Genomic DNA, 17,253 nt, shown 5'->3' with positions numbered 1-17,253 from the left:
GACACGTCGATGTCAGAGGAGGAAGACAACATGACCATCGAGACCGGGGAACGGGGCGTCCACGTCCCCGCACGCGCAGACGACCGCCAGGCATTTCTCGACGACTTCGCGCGGATGTCGACGTTCGGGGCCACCACGGCCGGCGGTGTCGACCGCGAGGCCGCAACCGATGCCGATGCCGCACAGCGGAAGTGGCTCGCCGCGTGGCTGACCGAGCGCGGCTTCCAGGTGCGGTTCGACCGCATCGGCAACATGTTCGGCCTGCTCGAACTCGTTCCGGGCGCACCCTTTGTCCTCGCCGGTTCACACATGGACTCCCAGCCGCGGGGTGGACGTTTCGACGGCGCCTATGGGGTGTTGGCCGCCGCCCACGCCTTCGACCGACTGCGCCGCCTGTACACCGACCCGTCCTGTCCGACGCGGCCCGCATACAACCTCGCAGTGGTCAACTGGTTCAACGAGGAGGGGTCACGTTTCACCCCGTCGATGCAGGGCAGCGGCGTGTTCACCGGCAAACTCGACCTCGCGGACGCCCTCGCGACCGCCGATGCCGCCGGGGTCACCGTGCAGGACGCCCTGGGTGCCCACAGCATGCTGGGTGACGACGTGTTCCCGCTGGACGACGCCGGGCGCTTCCGCGACGATCGGGTGACCGCGTATGCCGAGATCCACATCGAGCAGGGTCGCGAACTGGACAAGGCCGGCGTCACGATCGGTGTGGTGCCGTCGACCTGGGGCGCCAACAAATACGAGATCGGTGTGGTCGGGTGGCAGGGACACACCGGCGCCACCCCGATCACCGACCGCCAGGACGCGCTCTACGGCGCCGCCCGGATCGTCGTCGCGCTGCGCGAACTCGCCGAGACCTACGGCGACGAGTTGCACACGTCGTGCGGACAACTGACCGTCTACCCCAACTCGCCGGTCGTCGTGCCCCGGGAGGTGCACATGCATCTCGATCTGAGGTCGTCGTCGGACGACATCCTTGCGGCCGCCGACCGCGACCTCACCCGGATGTTCGCCGAGATCGAGATCGCTGCCGATGTGCGGATCGAGAAGCGATTCGCCCACACCTGGAAGGGGCACGACTATCCGGCGGGAGGCGTCGAGCTCGCCGAGGCCGTGGTCGGCGACCTGGGATTCCGGTCGATGCGGGTTCGGACGCGTGCCGGGCACGACTCGACCAACATGAAGGATCTCGTCCCCACCGTGATGCTGTTCATCCCGAGTGTCGACGGCGTATCGCATGCCGAGAACGAATACACCGCCGATGACGACATGCTCGACGGCGTGACGGTCCTGACCGAAACCTTGGCCCGGATGGTCGAAGGCGTCCTCGCCGGTTCCGCGTCACCCGGTTCTGCGCCACCCGGTTCTGCGCCACCCGGTTCTGCCTCACCCGGTTCGGACTGACCGGCTCTGGTTCGTCGCGAGGCCGTTCGGGTTCGGACAGACAGCCCCTACGGTTTCGTAAGTTACGGTAGCGTAGGTTCATGTCCGTGACCGTCGATGTGACCCTGAACGACTTCGAGAACGTCTACGACTTCTACCGCGAGCATCAGCAGCCGGTACTCAAGGCGAAGTCGATGTATGCCGTACTGGCGGCGAAGTATCGCCCACAGGTGCGCTACGAGACCGGTGCCAAGCAGCTGATCCGGCATCTCCGCCGTGAGGGGTGCGTGCTGGTGATCTCGGCCAATCACGTTCGGGAGACCGATCCTTTCGTGCTGGCCGCCACCGGCTTCCTCTCCGCGGTGCGGCCACATATCGGCCATGTGCGGGTACTGGCCAAGGATCCGTTGTTCGTCGATCCCGAGCAGCGCAGGAAGGTCGACCTCCTGGGCGGGATTCCCGTGTTCCGGCCCAAGGACCACGGTGTCCGCGAGACCATGGTTCCCGGCCGGCGCATGATCGACATCTGCGTCGAGCGGATGGTCGACGGCGACTGGATTGCCGTCTTCGCCGAGGGGACCTGCAATCTCACCGATCCCGCGCATGTCCAGCCGCTGGGCAGCGGGATGGGTCACATCGTCAAGGGCGTCATCGGCGCAGGTCGGCGGGTGGCTCTGCTCAGTATCGGGATCGCCTACCGCGAGAACACGGATCGAGGCCCTGCGGTGATGATCAACCGGCCGATCGAGCTGACCGCCGAGGACGCCAAGACCCCTGCGGCAGCCACCCGGCTCGCTGCCGCCGATCTGCAACGCGCAGTCGACGTCGCTTGGGATCGGGCGCATCCGTGAACGCAGCGACGAACCTTCGAGGTGGTTGCCACCCAACGTAGGCTGCGGAGATTTCGACTCGGGTCCTCGCGATGCTCGGTCCCGGCTCAATCACCAACGGCTGGTTGGTGGTTGAGCCGACGAGGAGCGTAGCGACGAGACGTGTCGAAACCTCCGCCGGCCGAACTCGCCAACGCAACCAACGGAGGTCCCGACACACCACTATCTCTATGAAGTTCTCAAAGAACACAAGCTTCTACAAAAGGTCAGGCAGCATTCGGTAGTTCGTCGGCAAATCGCCTGTTATACGCCGGAATCGGACGACGACGCCGATCCACCACCTCCGGCGGAATCAACCACGGATGCGCATCCGGCCCCATGTAGACATCCCACCCGTTGTGATGCACATCGGCATGACACGACGCACACAGTAGACACCCATTGGCAAGGTCGGTGGCACCACCATCCGACCAATGCGCAATGTGATGGGCCTGAGTGCGGGATGCCGGGGCACCGCACTTGATACAACACCGATCCCGCTCGAACAACGCCCGCCGCTGCGAAGCGGTGAACAACCGCTTCGACCGACCCATTTCCAACGGCACCCGCTCGCCGTCGACGATCGTCATCACCACCACACCGTCACAACTCGTTTCCAACAGGGTGTTGTGGGTGATCGACCCACCGAACGCCAACGCCGACTTGTCGGGTGTATCCGCGGGGACCGACAGGTTGATCAACGCCGCAGGTGGCGCGGTCACCGGCCGTTCCCCTGCACCGGCGGCCATGTCAAGGACCATCTCCAGGGCGTCAGCGCGGCGTCGGGGCGCTTCACGCGGATCTTTCGAACCATCCGGCTGCGGGACCGGCGCCGACAGCTTCTCGATCGCCGTCGCCAACTTTTCCCCGGACAACCACATCCAGACTCCCCGAGACAGCGACCCGCCCATCATCTGTCCGCCCGATATCCAGAGCGTTCAGATTGCGGTCTTCCTTCGCCGGACGTCCACCCTCGGCATCGCCAGCATGATGGTCACCGAGCTGATGTGCCCGTGCCATCACCTCAGCAGGTTTCGCACCCGACAACACCTGCGCCAACAGATCACCCTCGAACTCGGCCCAGGTCTCAGCAGCCGGCAGTTCCCCGGCACGTAACCCGATCTGGTTGAGCCCACGCACGATCGCATCGACGTGCTCACCCGAGATGGCCCCGTCGGCAGCATGTTTCACAGTCCGCTCCACCACCGCCGACGTCCCGATCCGCTGCATCCGCGCAGCGACGGCGGGCGCGTACCCCATCTCGATCAGCAACGCGATCGGTTTGTGCCCGTGATTCTGTGCGACCCCCAGCCGGTCGAGATGACCAGCCCCGGCCGCGGTCAACGCGTCGACGACATTCCTGATGGTGACCAGTGTCCGCATGTCCGTGAGTACGACCGGCCCGGTCGGATCGTCGTCGAAACGACAATCGATGAGTGCGTCGAGAATGGTGTCCAGCTCCCCCTGCATATGTTCCATTGTAGCGAACACATAGGCGAACTATCGGCGAATAAGGAAGCAGAACAACATTTGTGGATAAGTTGTTAAAGCTGCTCACCCTCGAGGTTCAGGTTCACCCCTGGGGCCTCGCGCGAACGGTGAGATCTATTGACTGAGCGCACGATTCCACCGAGTGGGCGTTGGGCGGCGGTGCCTGTGGAATTCTGCGACAAGGGTTGACCGATATCGAGTTATCTTGGCTCGCATGGGGAGACGCAACAGGACCACCTACCCGTCGTGGTCACCGCAGAATCTGGCACGGGTGCGCACGGAATTGCTCGGGGGACTCCAGAACATGACGGTCTATATCGAGGAGCAGTTCGGGAAGTTCGACGAGAGCATCGCAACCGTTGAGGAAATCCTGGAGTATCTCCAAGACCGTCATCCGTACCTCGATACCGATCTCGACGACGACGAAGTCGACGATCTGGACCACCTCGATCCTGATCATGTGGAAGGACAGGAGGTGATCGACCAGGCCAGGGGATTGATCGAGATGCAGACGATCCTCGCGGCGAACGTCTCCAACGCGTGGGGGATCGCGCAGATGGCAGCCACGGTCATCCAGGCCTCGCCCACGCTGTGGTTGCCGCGAGAGACCATGTCAACCGTTAGCAGGGCGGCGCGGCCGAGCGCAGAGGAACGAACACTGCTCCGCACGCATCCGACCGGATTCCTCGTCTTCGAGGAATCCGCCGGTGTGGTCCCCGACGACGAGTCGACGTCCGCTGAAGCGACGGCACCCCTGGACGCCTTGGCGTGGTGGCCGTGCCCCTATCAACTGAGCGGCCGGAGAAACCCTCTCGGTGTCGGGCACGCCGATCGGGGCAACGACATCGTCGTCCACGCATTCACCCGCGCACGGATCGACAAACACGTTGGAGCAGTGGAGAACTGGGCGTCCGAGGCCTGGGCCGACTCCACGCTACGGCCGGCGACAACATTCGACCTTCCCCGGTACGGGAGCATGTGGCTCGCGTTGACAGCGCCGAGGCGGGCGTTCGACCGCGATTCGCAGGCCTTTCTCGAATCCCTCGGCCAGTTGGTCGCGCGCGGCGCCATCCGGTTGCAAGACCTCGTGATCCCCGCCGACCGCCGTCGATGGCACAGACCCGGCTATCCCCAACTGCCAGACCTGAGGTCGGTCTCGGTACTACGGGCAGCGTGACCGTCATCGGTGACCTGGGTAGGTTGTGGGCATGCCGTTCGATCCGCACGCCGTCTCCGCCACTCCCGTCCGCGACGCGATGCTCGCACGCCGTTCGTCACCCAAGGTCACCGATGCGAGCCCCACCCATGAGGAACTGTTGGACCTGGTGGCGGCGGCCGGCCGTGTCGCCGACCACGCCAATCTGGCACCGTGGCGTCTCGTCGAGCTACGCGGTGACGATCGCGTGCGGTTCTCCGAGGCGATCGGACGGATCAACGGCACCGAACCGTCCGACAAGCCGTTGCGCGCGCCCCTGCTCATCGCCATCGTGTCCTCGCCGACACCGCATCCCAAGGTTCCCACCTGGGAGCAGGAAGCCGTGGCCTCCGGCGTGGGACACATCCTGAGTCTGCTGCTGGGCGAGGCCGGCTACGGCGTCATCTGGCGCACCGGCCCGTTCGCGGCGTCACCGGAGATCGCCGACCTGCACGGCCTCGCCGACACCGAGAAGCTGATGGGCTGGTTGTACGTCGGCGGCCGCACCGAGCGTGACACCCCGCGACGGCAGGTGGATGCGGGCCGCTTCCTCACGCGGTTTCCCACGGCCGACTGATCACCCGAGGTTGCCGATACACCGACACCGGCCGGTCCACATCCAGGACAGGACGTGGACCGGCCGGCGCGTTCGGGAAATCGTCGGGGTGACGCGGTCGGCACGGATCGACCCAGGTCAGATGACCGGCCGGCTGCTGCGGAACACGCCGTCCGGGTCGGCGGCGTTCTTCGCGACCCGCAGGCGGGCGATCACCTCCGGGGAGAACGCCGCGGCGAGCGGATCGTTGTCACCGAGCATCGACACCGACAGCGGCCCTCCGTAGAACTCCTCGACGTCGGCGAGGATCGCGGCGACCGACGCATGGGCTGCAGGCATGGCCTCGGGTACGGGGACCATGGTCATGGCCATCACCGAGTAGGCGGCGGTGATGCGCCGGCACACCGCGTTCTCCGACGGGGTGAGCAGCGCCCCGCCGAGGTGACGGATCTGCACCTGGAGGACGCCGCAGGCAGGCGTGGCGGCCCGGGCGAGGATCGTGTCGATCACGTCGTCGTCGAACCGTCCGAGGGTGGTGGTCCCGAGATAGGCCGGTGACGGGTCATCGGGTTCCTCGCACACGGTGCCGACCTCGCCCGGCGCGAGTGGTCGGACGGTGTCGCGGACAACGATGCCGGCGGCGCGGATCGGGACCAGAAGTGCGTCGAGCGCATCGACGCTGCCGAGGTACACCGCGTCGACCGCGCAGAGGGACTGTCCACGGATCTCCTCCGGTAGTTCGGGAATGGGTGGGAAGTGCAGCATCGAGGCGAACAGCGTGAGCTCGTCGGGTGCGGTTCCGGTGATCTCCGCGTAGGCACGCCACACGGTCGGCGCATCGGTCGCGGGGAACACCAGCCGTCCACCGCTGATCTCCGGTGCCGCGGTCAGGGAGAGCTCCACGGCGGTGACGATCGCGAAATCGCCTCCGCCGCCGCGCAATGCCCACATCAGCTCCGGGTCGGTGGAGTCGTCGATCCAGCGGTGGCGTCCGAGTCCGTCCACCACTTCGGCCGCCCGGACCGCATGGGCACCGACACCGGTTGTGCGACCGAACATCGACAACCCGCCACCCAGGCAGAATCCGGTGACGCTGACGTCGCCGCTCGAGCCCATCGGACCGGTGAGGCCGGTCCCGTCGAGCGCGCTCTGCAGTTCCACCCACTTGACGCCGGCGCCGACGCGTGCGATCGCATTGTCGGCGTCGATCCAGATGTCGGCGAGGCCGCGGGTCCGGATCAGGATGGTGTCGTCGAGCGCCGTGGTCGCCCCGTGCCCACCGGGTTGCGCAGACACCCGGATGTGGTGTCGCAGTGCGAAACGCACCGCGGTCACCACATCGGCGGCGGATTCGGCGACGACCACCGCCGCCGGACGCTGCGGCACTGCGAGATTCCAGGCCGACGATGCCGCCGGCCAGCCCGGGTCCCCGGGTAGCACGAGGGTTCCGGTGAGCATCACCGCGAGTTCCCCGAACGGGGGGAGCGACGTCGTCGTCGCCACGCCGTCTGCGGATGCCGATTGGGTGGGTGAGTCTGCAGGAGTGGAGATTTCGTTCGTTGTCATGCCGACAACTGTGCGGCTGCATCCATGGCCGCCACCATCCCCACGATCTGGGTGGTATATCCCCCAACTATGTGGGATACCTGCGGCACCCGATTCGGCGCATACTTGCCCGATGAAGACTTTGCGTGCCGAATCCGCGCGGGCGAGTATCGACGCCCTTGCGCGATCCGGGCTGCCGTGGGGTGAGTTCGGAATCGAGTCGATGGAGATCCTCCGCCGCGCGATTCCCTTCGAGGGGGTGTGCTTCGGCAGCATCGATCCGGCCACCGACCTCGTCACCGGATCGGTCAAGATCGGCATCGACGCACCCTGCGAGGTCGAGTTCGCCCACCACGAGTACGTGGAGGACAACATCTCCCTGTTCGCCGATCTCGCGCATCGCGAGTTCCCGGTGAGCATCCTGCACGAGGAGACCGACGACGACCCACGTCGCAGTTCGCGTTTCCGCGAGCTGTTCGAGCCGATGTTCGGATTCGGCCACGAGATGCGGGCGATCGCCCGTGCCGGCGGGCGGACATGGGGCGGGATCGCGCTCTACCGCGCCCCCGAGAGCAGCGGGTTCAGCCCCGCCGAGGCCCTGTTCCTCGAGAGCATCACCGACAGTCTGGCCCTCGGGGTCCGCGCCGGTCTCGTCGTGTCGGTCGCCGAATCACAGATGCACCTCGACGTGCAGCCGGCCGACAAGGGCCCTGCGGTCATCGTCTTCGACGCCGACCAGAACGTCATCTCCGCGACACCGGCCGCCGCACGCCGGATAGAAGAGCTCGACGGTGATCTGTGGGGCGAGATGCCGACGAGTGTGGCGTCCACTCTCGGAGCAGCCCGGGCGTTGCTCGCAGGGCGGTCGACGGCGGTGCCGCGGCTGATCGTGCGCGGTGCCGGTGGTGAGTGGTTCGCCGTGCACGCCGCACCACTGACCGGCCGTGACGGGGCATCTCAGACCGTGGTGACCATCGAGTCCGCCGGCCCGTCGGCGCTGTTACCGCTGGTGGTGTCGACCTTCGGGTTGACCGCACGCGAGAGCGAGGTGGTCGGTGCGGTGTTGCGGGGGGATTCGACGACGGTGGTGGCCAAGTCCCTGCACATGTCGCCGTACACCGTCCAGGACCACCTGAAGTCGATCTTCGCCAAGGCCGGGGTGTCGAGCCGCCGCGAACTGATGTCGCGCGTGTACTTCGATCACTATGCCCCGCAGAAGGACGGCCGGCTGGGCACCGACGGCTGGTTCGCGAACCCCGCGTCCACGACCTGATCTGTCCATCGGACGTGCCGGCCACCCGGTGTGTGCGGCGGCACGCTCTCGCTCCGGTTCTCACCGACCGGCACGAACCCTTGACAACGTACAACCGTTTAGTTGTATATTCGGGTGGTGGAAGGTACCGACGAGGACCGGGCCGACGCCCTGTTCCACGCACTCTCCGACCGCACCCGCCGCGACATCCTGCGTCGCGTGCTGGCAGGGGAGCACTCGGTGTCATCTCTGGCGGCGGACTACGACATGAGCTTCGCCGCGGTACAAAAGCACGTCGCCGTTCTCGAACGCGCCGGTTTGCTCACCAAGAGACGTAGTGGCCGTGAGCAACTCGCCACCGGCGATGTCACCGCCGTCCGCGCGGTCGCGACGTTGCTGGCCGAATTCGAACAGGTCTGGCGAGGCCGCATCGCCCGTATCGACGAGCTCCTCGCACTCGACACGCCCACGGAGGAATGACCATGCCCGTCACGAATGTCTCCCACGACATCGACACCCGAACCATCACCATCACCGCCGAGTTCGCCGCGCCGGTCTCCCGCGTGTGGCAGGTCTATGCCGATCCACGTCAGCTGGAGAAGATCTGGGGCCCACCCGAATACCCGGCCACCGTCGTCCACCACGACTTCCGGCCCGGCGGCCGGGTCACGTATTACATGACCGGCCCCGGCGGCGACAAGTATGCCGGTTACTGGGACATCCAGGCGATCGACGAGCCCAACGGCTTCGACTTCGTTGACGGATTCGCCGATGCGAACTTCGAACCTGTTGCGACCATGCCGGTTTCGACCAGTGAGTTCCGTTTCGTCGCCGGCGGCGCGGGTACCGTCGCGACCTTCGTGAGTACCTATCCGACGGCCGATGCACTGCAACAGGTCCTCGACATGGGTGTGCTCGAGGGGTCGTCGTCGGCGATCAACCAGATCGACGCCCTGCTCGCCGCCTGAGATCGGCGGGCGATTCCCGGTGTCGACGATTCGCCCCACCGGGTCGCCACATTCCCCTACCGTGTGACCCAGGGCACATCGGTGTCGATGTGTCTCATCATCGAGAGCAGGGGAGAGCCGATGACCGCCGCGACCGATCCCGGCATCGGGCAGGGAACCGAGCCATGGCGGTCTCGGCGCAACCACTGGAACAGCCAGGTCCACCGGCATGCGTGCATGATCCCGGACGACGTCGCGGTGACCTATCTGGACAGATCGACGACGTGGCGCGGACTCGACGAGCGGTCCCGTGCCTTCGCCGCGGCCCTGTACCGGCGCGGGGTGCGATTCGGCGATCGGGTCCTGATGGCCATGCTCAACCGCACGGAGTATCTGGAGGCGGTGCTGGGTGCCAACCTGATCGGGGCGATCCCGGTCCCGGTGAACATCCGGATGGCACCGGCCGAGGTCGCCTTCCTGGTGACCGACAGCGGAGCGCGGGTGGTGGTCACCGAGCGGCTGCTCGCACCGATCGCCGACGCCGTCGCCGCGTCCACGGGATCGATCGACACCGTCGTCGTGGTGGATGGCAGTGACGTTCCCGAACACCTCGACTACGAGACCCTCCTGGCCGAGGACTCGTCGGATCTGCCGGAGATCGACGTACCCGAGGACACCGTCGCCCTGATCATGTACACCTCGGGAACAACCGGAAAACCCAGGGGCGCCATGCTCACCCATGTCAACCTGCAAGCGCAGGCGGTCACCACCATCGCCGGCACCAACGGCCGGGAAGCCGACGACGTGGCATCGGTGGTGCCACCGATCTTCCACATCGCCGGCCTTGCCGCCTTCGCACCGCTGCTGTACCTGGGGGTGCGGGCGGTGATCCATCCGCTCGGCGCCTTCGATGCCGCGGCGATGCTCGACACTCTCGAACGTGAGGGAACGACGTCGGTGTTCATGGTGCCCGCGCAGTGGCAGCTCATCTGCGCCGAGCAGCAGGCCCGGCCGCGGACACTGAAGCTGCGGACGATCAGCTGGGGTGCCGCGCCCGCCGCCGACTCGGTGCTCGCCGCGATGGCCGAGACCTTTCCGGATGCCGAGATCATGACGGCGTTCGGCCAGACCGAGATGTCGCCGGTGACCTGCCTGTTGCGCGGCGAGGACGCGCGCCGCAAGATCGGATCGATCGGCACCGTGGTACCCGCGGTCACCGCTCGCATCGTCGACCCGCTGATGAACGACGTGACGCCGGGGGAGGTCGGCGAGATCGTCTATCGCGGACCGAATCTGATGCGAGGCTACTGGGGGAGACCGGACGCCACCGCCGATGCCTTCCGCGGCGGGTGGTTTCATTCCGGCGATCTGGTCCGTGAGGACGAGGACGGATTCCTCTATGTGGTGGACCGCGCCAAGGACATGATCATCTCCGGCGGCGAGAACATCTACTCCGCCGAGGTCGAGAACGTCTTGTTCGGCCATCCCGGGATCGCCGAGGCCGCGGTGATCGCCCGCGCCGACGACCGCTGGGGTGAGGTCCCGGTGGCGGTGGTGGTGCTGGCCGAGGGCACCTCGGACCTCACGCTGGTGGAGCTCGAACCGTATCTGAACGAGAATCTCGCCCGGTTCAAGCACCCCAAGGACCTCGTGATCATCGACGAGCTACCGCGCAACGCCGGCGGCAAGGTGGTCAAGCCCCGACTGCGTGAGGCTTACGGCAGCAAGGACTCCGGCCTCCAGCACTGATGGGTGTCCGGGCACCACCGAATCCCTGGCACCACCGAATCCGGTCACCGCCGGACGCTCCCCGGGCCGTCCCGTAAGCTCCGGTGGACACGTGTCCGCCGCCCGTCTGGTCGATACACGGACGACTGTGACCCCGCATGGAGGAGGATATTCGGTGACCGACAACCGCCTGGAGGGCAAGGTCGCCCTGATCACGGGTGCTGCACGTGGTCAGGGACGCAGCCACGCACTGCGGCTGGCCCGAGACGGTGCCGACATCATCGCGGTGGACATCTGCGCGCAGATCCCCACCGTCAACTACGAGCTGAGCACACCGGACGACCTGGCCGAGACGGCGACGCTCGTCGAGGCCCTCGGCCGCAGGATCGTCACCAGGGTCGCCGACGTCCGTGACCGGGGAGCGCTGCAGACGGCCATCGACGAGGGTGTCGCCGAACTCGGCGGGCTCGACATCGTCGTCGCCAATGCCGGGATCAGCCCGGTCGGCGCCGATCGTCCGCCGGTGACCTGGCTCAACACGGCCTCGGTCAACCTCGGCGGCGTGATCAACACCCTCGAGCTGTCGTTGCCGCATCTGTCGTCGGGCGCCTCGATCGTGTGTGTCGGGTCGATGGCGGCGTTCATGGAGAGCTTCGAGTCCAGGGAGGCCGGTTTCGGCGCCAGCGGCTACTCGTTCTCCAAGCGTGCCATCGCCCGCCTCGTCAACGATCTGGCGCGTTCGCTGGCGCCGCAGGGGATCCGGGTCAACGCGGTGCATCCGGGCAACATCGACACCCCGATGGTGCACAACTCCGGGCTCTACCACTTGTTCCGGCCCGACCTGGAGGACCCGAAGTACGACGACGTCAAGGACGTCTTCGGCGCCTTCCACCTGCTCCCGGTGGATGTCATTCCGCCGGAGGAGGTCAGTGAGGCGGTCTACTACCTCGCCTCGGACGCTTCGAAGTACGTGACCGGACAACAACTCCGGGTGGAGGCGGGTGCGCTCCTCAAGTCCCTGCCGGCCGGCGTTCCCGACTGACGACTGCGCGGACAACCGCACTCTGCGCGGCCACCTACCAGGTGCGCGGTAGATCTACCGCGCACCTGACAGATGCGTGGGGACCTCTCACTCCAATCTCAGCAAGAGGCTGGGTGGCACCTGCACGTCACATTGTGTGGTTGATCCGGAAGGCGTTCCCTTCTGGGTCGAGGAGCACTGCCTGCCACGACCCGTAATATGTTTCTCCTGGTGCCTTGATGCACTGGGCACCCGCGGCGACGGCTCGTTCGGTCAGCGCATCGACTTCGGCTGCGGTGTCCGCCTCGAACGTCCAGAACATCATCGGGGTATCGGTTAGGTCGGACGGCGGAAGGTTGAGCATCTCGATGCTGCTCTCACCGCCGAAGCCGAGGGTGGTATCACCGATCCGGAGACCGCGGAAATGCTGACCGTTCAGTTCCGAAACATCGTCGAGACTGAACACGTCCTGATAGAAGTCGGCCAACGCGCCGAGATCGCGCGCGAGCACAGTCACAAATGACAGCGACACTGCCACCAAGGGATTCCTTTCGACGGAGGTGTTTGTCGGGAAGTCGATCCCGTTCGGAGTCAGCCGACTGTCGCAGCAAGCGCTCGCCGCCGGAGGTACTCACCCGCCTCGATGGGCGGCAGGTCGGTATTCGTGCCGATCGGCGGCGCCATCGGTTCGATGACTGCATCGACATTCGCATCGCAGAATTGGATGAGCGAGATCAGTTCTTCATCTGGTGCCTGGTCTTGCGGCGGCAGCACCCGGTGCCGCGTCGAGCACCAGCGGTCGCCTGTCCACCGCGCCATCAGATCACCGATGTTGATGACCAGCGCACCTTCGACAAAGGGCGCATCGAACCACTGTCCGTCCTGTTCGACCTGGAACCCGCCGTATCCGGGCTGACGATCGAGCAGTGTGAAGATGCTCCAGTCGGTATGCGGTCCCACCCGGAACTGACCGTCCTTCGGTTCCCCGGTCTCTTTCAGTGCCGGATACCGATTGATGTTCAGGGTGCGTGTCCCCGCGGAGGTCCGTTCGATGAACCACTCGGTTCCCAGCCCCAATGCTTCACCGCAGATGCGAAGGAGTTCGTCATACACTTCATAAACCGCGGTCATGTAGGCGCTGGCCAACGCCGCGAGCTCGGGTACCTCGCTCGGCCAGACATTCGGTTTGAACCAGTATTCGTCGAGCTCCGGATTGCCGGTGGAAGCGTTGCGGCCGATCGTATAGCTCTCCTTCATGTCCGGGCTGTTCGCGTCGGCCTCTTCGCCGTCATATGAGTTGGCCTCTTTTCCGCTCGGCAGCCAGCCGCGACCTCCGACGGTGGTCTCGTATTTGGCCTTCACGTCGTAGTCGAGCGAGAAGAACGCCTTCGCCGCGGCACGTAGGCCTCGTGCGAGATCGGTACTGACGCCGTGGTTCCCGAGGAGGAGGAACCCGGACTCGCGTAGCGCTTGATCTACTTGCGTCACAACGTCATTGCGGGCTGCGGCGTCCCCTTGACGCCAACGGGTCATGTCTATCAGTGGAATGTGAGGTGCCGTCATGGTTGGTGTCCTTACTTGTCACTGCTGGTCGTATGACCTCGGCTGATGGTGAGATGTGGTGACCGACGGTCCGATTCCACGACGGCCCCGACGACGTGGATGGACGCTTTGCGACCGGCCGAGATGATGCCGACTGTCCGTCGACGAATCAAGGGTTCGTCGCCATGGTTACCCAAGGCGGCCGGGACACACACTATTCTCTAGATTAATATTTCATAATCAGAGTCAATGGTGTAGCCATCGTATTTCGTTCGTGACGTTTCGGTTACCCGGTACTTCGACAGGGTGGCTGCGCCGCCAATCCACGGTTCCCTCAACGGACACCCGTGGTCGCCGGGTGCATCTTGGCCCGGAGGGTCGGCAGCATGACGACGTGCCGGGCCGTGAGCGGCACCCAACCCGGTGAGTCGCCCTGGGACCCCGGTTCATCAGCGAGACATGGCTACTCCGCCAGGCGTGCCTCGATCAGCCGTCGGCACAGCGCCTCCGGCACATCCTGGTCATAGCGGATCTTGAGAAAACCGGCACCGCACTCATATCCGGCATCGGCGACCTCCCCGGTGTACGCGCCGAAGAACTCCGGGGTGAACCGTAGTGAACAGTGCTTGCCGTAGGCCTGCAGCATCCAGAGTCGTTCCCCGTCACGCAGATATGCGGGCTGATTCCACTGCAACTTCTCTTCGACGGCGGGCGCATACGACAGGCTGATCCGTTGCAGTTCCACCAGATGCGGATGCTGCGTGGGGGTGGGCTGGGCGTAGAAGTCGTCGAGATCGGCACGTTTGGGCGCAGGCATATGACGAAACTACCTGCGCGCCGGGATGCCGGAACCCCGAAACCCCCCACTCCGCGCGTTCGACGAGCTCAGCGCGCGATGGTGAAGTCGTACGCCGATTCCGCGTGCTGGGCGTCGTCGATCCCGTCGACCTCGTGCTGGCGATCGGCCCGCAGACCGATGGTGAACTTCAGCCCGAGCGCGATCACACCGGTGACCACCGTGGCATAGGCGATGACGGCGAGCACCGCCACCACCTGCCGCCAGAGCTGATCGACACCCCCGCCATAGAACAGTCCGTCCACCCCGGCAGGGGCGGTCCGCGAGGCCACCAGCCCGATCATCAGCATCCCCACCACACCGCTGACGAAGTGCACGCCGACGACGTCGAGGGAGTCGTCGTAGCGCCAGCGGAACTTCAGTTCGATGGCCAGCGAACTCACCGCTCCGGCGACCGCACCCACGGCGAGCGCCCCGACAGGTGTCACCGATGAGCAGGACGGCGTGATCGCGACCAGTCCGGCGATCACGCCGGAGGCGGCGCCGAACGACGTCGGCCGACCATGGCGGACCTGTTCGACGACCAGCCACGCGACCATCGACGCCGCACCTGCACCGAGTGTGTTGACCGCGATCACGGCCGCGTCACCGTTGGCCGCCAGCTCGGAGCCGGCGTTGAACCCGAACCACCCGAACCAGAGCAATCCCGCGCCGAGCATGACGAACGGCAGGTTGTGTGGCCGCATCGGATCCTTCGGCCACCCGGCACGCCGGCCGAGCAACAGCGCCAGCACCAATGCCGATGCGCCGGAATTGATCTCCACGGCCGTGCCGCCGGCGAAGTCGATCGCATGCAGATGACCGACGATCCAGCCGCCGTGCGCCTCGGTCAGGCCGGGTGCACTGAACACCCAGTGGGCCACCGGGATGTAGACGAGGACCGACCACACCGCCGCGAACGCGAGCCACGAGATGAACCGCATCCGGTCGGCCACCGCACCGGCGATCAGGGCGACGGTGACCATCGCGAAGCCCGCCTGGAAGGCGACGAACAGGATGGCCGGGATGGTTCCGACCAGCGGTATCCCCGAGTGTGTGCCGTCGGTTCCGTAGGTGTGGTGCAGTCCGGGGAACGACGACAGGCTGCCGATCAGGCCGCCGTGGTCGTCGCCGAAGGCCAGGGAGTAGCCGAACACGACCCAGACGATCCACACGATCGGGATCGCCGAGAGGCACATCATCATCATGTTGAGCACACTCTTCGAGCGCACCATGCCGCCGTAGAACAGTGCCAGCGCCGGGGTCATGAGCAGCACCAGGGCGAACGCCGCAAGCATCCAGGCGGTGTTCGCCCCGTCTGGCATGCCGTATGTGGGGAACATGGTCACCTTCCGTCGCACGGGCGACGAAAGCCTACACTCCTCGATCACGCCGCAGTGTCGTTGACCGACAACGGATTCCGGCAAGTCGGGCGAATCGTCGAACCCGGGCGAGGAAGCTGGCGGCTGGGCTACCCGAGGTGACCGTCGGCGACGTCGAGGGCACGATCGAGGATCGCGAGGCCCTCGCGCACCTCGTCGGCGGTGACGGTGCACGGCGGGACGACGTGGATGCGGTTGAAGTTCGCGAACGGCAACAGCCCACCCGCCTTGCACGCCGCGATCGTCTCGTTCATCGCCGCACTGCTGGAACCATAGGGCGCCAGGGGTTCCCGGGAGTCGCGGTCTGCGACCAGTTCGAGCGCCCAGAACACTCCGGCGCCACGTATCTCGCCGATGCAGCGATGACGTTGCGCGAGGTCGTGCAGTCCGGGTCCGATCACCTCGGCACCGATCGTCGCGGCATGCTCGACGACGTGTTCGTCCTCCATCGCGCGGATGGTGGCGACGGCGGCCGCGGTGGCGAGCGGATGACCGGAGTAGGTCAGTCCGCCGGGATAGGGGCGGTGGTCGAAGGTGGCGGCGATCTCCGCGTCGATCACCACGCCGCCGAGGGGCACGTAGCCGGAGTTGACGCCCTTGGCGAAGGTGATCAGATCCGGGACGGCGTCGCCGTGTTCGAACGCGAACCACCGCCCGGTGCGGCCGAAGCCGGCCATCACCTCGTCGGCGATGAACACGATGCCGTGGCGGTCACAGATCTCCCGCACGCCGGCCAGATATCCGGGTGGCGGGACCATGATGCCCGCGGTTCCCGGGACGCTCTCGAGGACGATGGCCGCGATCGTCGACGGCCCTTCCATCCGGACCACCTCGTCGAGGTGGGCGAGTGCCCGCTCGCACTCCTGCTGCTCGGTCTCGGCGTGGAATCGCGAGCGGTACAGGAACGGACCGAAGAAGTGCACCACCCCGCTGTTCGCGTGGTCGTTGGGCCAGCGGCGCGGGTCACCGGTCATGTTGATCGCGGTGTCGGTGCCACCGTGGTACGAGCGGTAGCGGGTCAGCACCTTGTATCGGCCGGTGTGCAGGCGAGCCATCCGGACCGCATGTTCGTTGGCGTCGGCACCGGCATTGGTGAAGAACACCTTGTCCAGGCCGTCGGGGGTATGGCTGGTGATGAGCCGCGCCGCCTCCGAGCGTGCGTCGTTGGCGTGCTGGGGTGCGATCGTGCACAGTTTGGCCGCCTGCGCGGCGATCGCGGCCACCACCTTCGGATGCTGATGGCCGATGTTGGTGTTGACCAGCTGGGAGGAGAAGTCCAACAAGCGGTTTCCGTCGCCGTCCCACACATACGACCCCGCCGAGGCGGTGATCGTCATCGGGGAGATCTCGGCTTGCGCCGACCACGAGTGGAAGACATGGGCGCGGTCGAGCTCGTAGGTCCGCCGCGCCTCTGCACGGGCCTCGTCGAGACGCAGACCGTTGGGCAGCAGGTCGGTGGCGTTCAGCCCAGTGGCATTCAGCTTGGGTGCGTTCAGGT

The 17,253-nt window shown here is 66.0% G+C and carries 17 protein-coding genes; 9 read left to right on the top strand and 8 right to left on the bottom strand.

The features are described 5' to 3' along the window. Positions 1–30: 30 nt before the first annotated feature. Complete coding sequence (locus tag Q9K23_RS00400) at positions 31–1,413, top strand: M20 family metallo-hydrolase (protein WP_053776806.1); 1,383 nt, start codon at positions 31–33, stop codon at positions 1,411–1,413. Positions 1,414–1,493: 80 nt separating this feature from the next. Then, entirely contained in the window at positions 1,494–2,243 is a 750-nt protein-coding gene (locus Q9K23_RS00395) for a 1-acyl-sn-glycerol-3-phosphate acyltransferase (RefSeq protein WP_053776807.1), read from the top strand. A gap of 245 nt (positions 2,244–2,488) precedes the next feature. Here the strand turns inward: Q9K23_RS00395 and Q9K23_RS00390 are convergent, their stop codons facing one another. Both Q9K23_RS00390 and Q9K23_RS00385 read right to left on the bottom strand, forming a co-directional pair. Further along, the gene (locus Q9K23_RS00390) at positions 2,489–3,142 is read right to left on the bottom strand and encodes an HNH endonuclease signature motif containing protein (RefSeq protein WP_261977798.1); all 654 of its coding nucleotides are present in this window, start codon (positions 3,140–3,142) and stop codon (positions 2,489–2,491) included. Beyond that, a complete protein-coding gene (locus tag Q9K23_RS00385) occupies positions 3,054–3,731 on the bottom strand; it encodes a hypothetical protein (RefSeq protein ID WP_160319586.1) in 678 nt (225 codons plus the stop codon). The genes Q9K23_RS00390 and Q9K23_RS00385 overlap by 89 nt, the downstream gene beginning before the upstream one ends. A gap of 325 nt (positions 3,732–4,056) precedes the next feature. Between Q9K23_RS00385 and Q9K23_RS00380 the strand changes: the two genes are divergently transcribed. Further along, the gene (locus Q9K23_RS00380; RefSeq protein WP_020790514.1) at positions 4,057–4,929 is read left to right on the top strand and encodes a hypothetical protein; all 873 of its coding nucleotides are present in this window, start codon (positions 4,057–4,059) and stop codon (positions 4,927–4,929) included. Between the two features lie 31 nt (positions 4,930–4,960). Further along, positions 4,961–5,524 (top strand): nitroreductase family protein, encoded by a 564-nt coding sequence (locus Q9K23_RS00375; RefSeq protein ID WP_053776809.1) that lies wholly within the window; start codon positions 4,961–4,963, stop codon positions 5,522–5,524. Between the two features lie 117 nt (positions 5,525–5,641). On the opposite strand, the gene Q9K23_RS00370 is transcribed toward Q9K23_RS00375, so the two are convergent. After that, complete coding sequence (locus Q9K23_RS00370) at positions 5,642–7,069, bottom strand: FAD-binding oxidoreductase (RefSeq protein ID WP_160319587.1); 1,428 nt, start codon at positions 7,067–7,069, stop codon at positions 5,642–5,644. A 112-nt stretch (positions 7,070–7,181) separates the two neighbouring features. Between Q9K23_RS00370 and Q9K23_RS00365 the strand changes: the two genes are divergently transcribed. The 5 genes from Q9K23_RS00365 to Q9K23_RS00345 all read left to right on the top strand — a co-directional run bounded on the left by Q9K23_RS00365 (position 7,182) and on the right by Q9K23_RS00345 (position 12,017). Continuing rightward, positions 7,182–8,321, top strand: a complete 1,140-nt coding sequence (locus tag Q9K23_RS00365) for a helix-turn-helix transcriptional regulator (protein ID WP_020790527.1) — start codon at positions 7,182–7,184, stop codon at positions 8,319–8,321. Between the two features lie 117 nt (positions 8,322–8,438). After that, positions 8,439–8,780, top strand: a complete 342-nt coding sequence (locus Q9K23_RS00360; protein ID WP_152972671.1) for a metalloregulator ArsR/SmtB family transcription factor — start codon at positions 8,439–8,441, stop codon at positions 8,778–8,780. 2 nt (positions 8,781–8,782) lie between these two features. After that, positions 8,783–9,268 (top strand): SRPBCC domain-containing protein, encoded by a 486-nt coding sequence (locus Q9K23_RS00355; RefSeq protein ID WP_053776839.1) that lies wholly within the window; start codon positions 8,783–8,785, stop codon positions 9,266–9,268. Positions 9,269–9,388: 120 nt separating this feature from the next. After that, positions 9,389–10,996 (top strand): fatty-acid--CoA ligase FadD5, encoded by a 1,608-nt coding sequence (gene fadD5 / locus Q9K23_RS00350; RefSeq protein WP_053776840.1) that lies wholly within the window; start codon positions 9,389–9,391, stop codon positions 10,994–10,996. Between the two features lie 154 nt (positions 10,997–11,150). Beyond that, positions 11,151–12,017: a mycofactocin-coupled SDR family oxidoreductase gene (locus Q9K23_RS00345; protein ID WP_053776811.1), complete on the top strand. Its 867-nt coding sequence runs from the start codon at positions 11,151–11,153 to the stop codon at positions 12,015–12,017. Positions 12,018–12,144: 127 nt separating this feature from the next. Here the strand turns inward: Q9K23_RS00345 and Q9K23_RS00340 are convergent, their stop codons facing one another. The 5 genes from Q9K23_RS00340 to Q9K23_RS00320 all read right to left on the bottom strand — a co-directional run bounded on the left by Q9K23_RS00340 (position 12,145) and on the right by Q9K23_RS00320 (position 17,221). Then, positions 12,145–12,534 (bottom strand): VOC family protein, encoded by a 390-nt coding sequence (locus Q9K23_RS00340; protein ID WP_053776841.1) that lies wholly within the window; start codon positions 12,532–12,534, stop codon positions 12,145–12,147. Positions 12,535–12,587: 53 nt separating this feature from the next. Beyond that, positions 12,588–13,559, bottom strand: coding sequence for a 2-oxoglutarate and iron-dependent oxygenase domain-containing protein (locus tag Q9K23_RS00335; RefSeq protein ID WP_053776812.1), 972 nt, complete (start codon positions 13,557–13,559; stop codon positions 12,588–12,590). A 442-nt stretch (positions 13,560–14,001) separates the two neighbouring features. Continuing rightward, a complete protein-coding gene (locus tag Q9K23_RS00330) occupies positions 14,002–14,355 on the bottom strand; it encodes a DUF1801 domain-containing protein (protein WP_020790522.1) in 354 nt (117 codons plus the stop codon). Positions 14,356–14,423: 68 nt separating this feature from the next. Then, a complete protein-coding gene (locus Q9K23_RS00325) occupies positions 14,424–15,716 on the bottom strand; it encodes an ammonium transporter (protein WP_053776842.1) in 1,293 nt (430 codons plus the stop codon). A 128-nt stretch (positions 15,717–15,844) separates the two neighbouring features. Next, the gene (locus tag Q9K23_RS00320) at positions 15,845–17,221 is read right to left on the bottom strand and encodes an aspartate aminotransferase family protein (RefSeq protein ID WP_053776843.1); all 1,377 of its coding nucleotides are present in this window, start codon (positions 17,219–17,221) and stop codon (positions 15,845–15,847) included. Between the last annotated feature and the right edge of the window lie 32 nt (positions 17,222–17,253).

This window comes from Gordonia sp. NB41Y (assembly GCF_030718915.1).
Taxonomy (GTDB): domain Bacteria; phylum Actinomycetota; class Actinomycetes; order Mycobacteriales; family Mycobacteriaceae; genus Gordonia; species Gordonia desulfuricans.
Note: the sequence above shows the minus strand (reverse complement) of the source record. Positions and strands in the feature narration are given on the sequence as shown.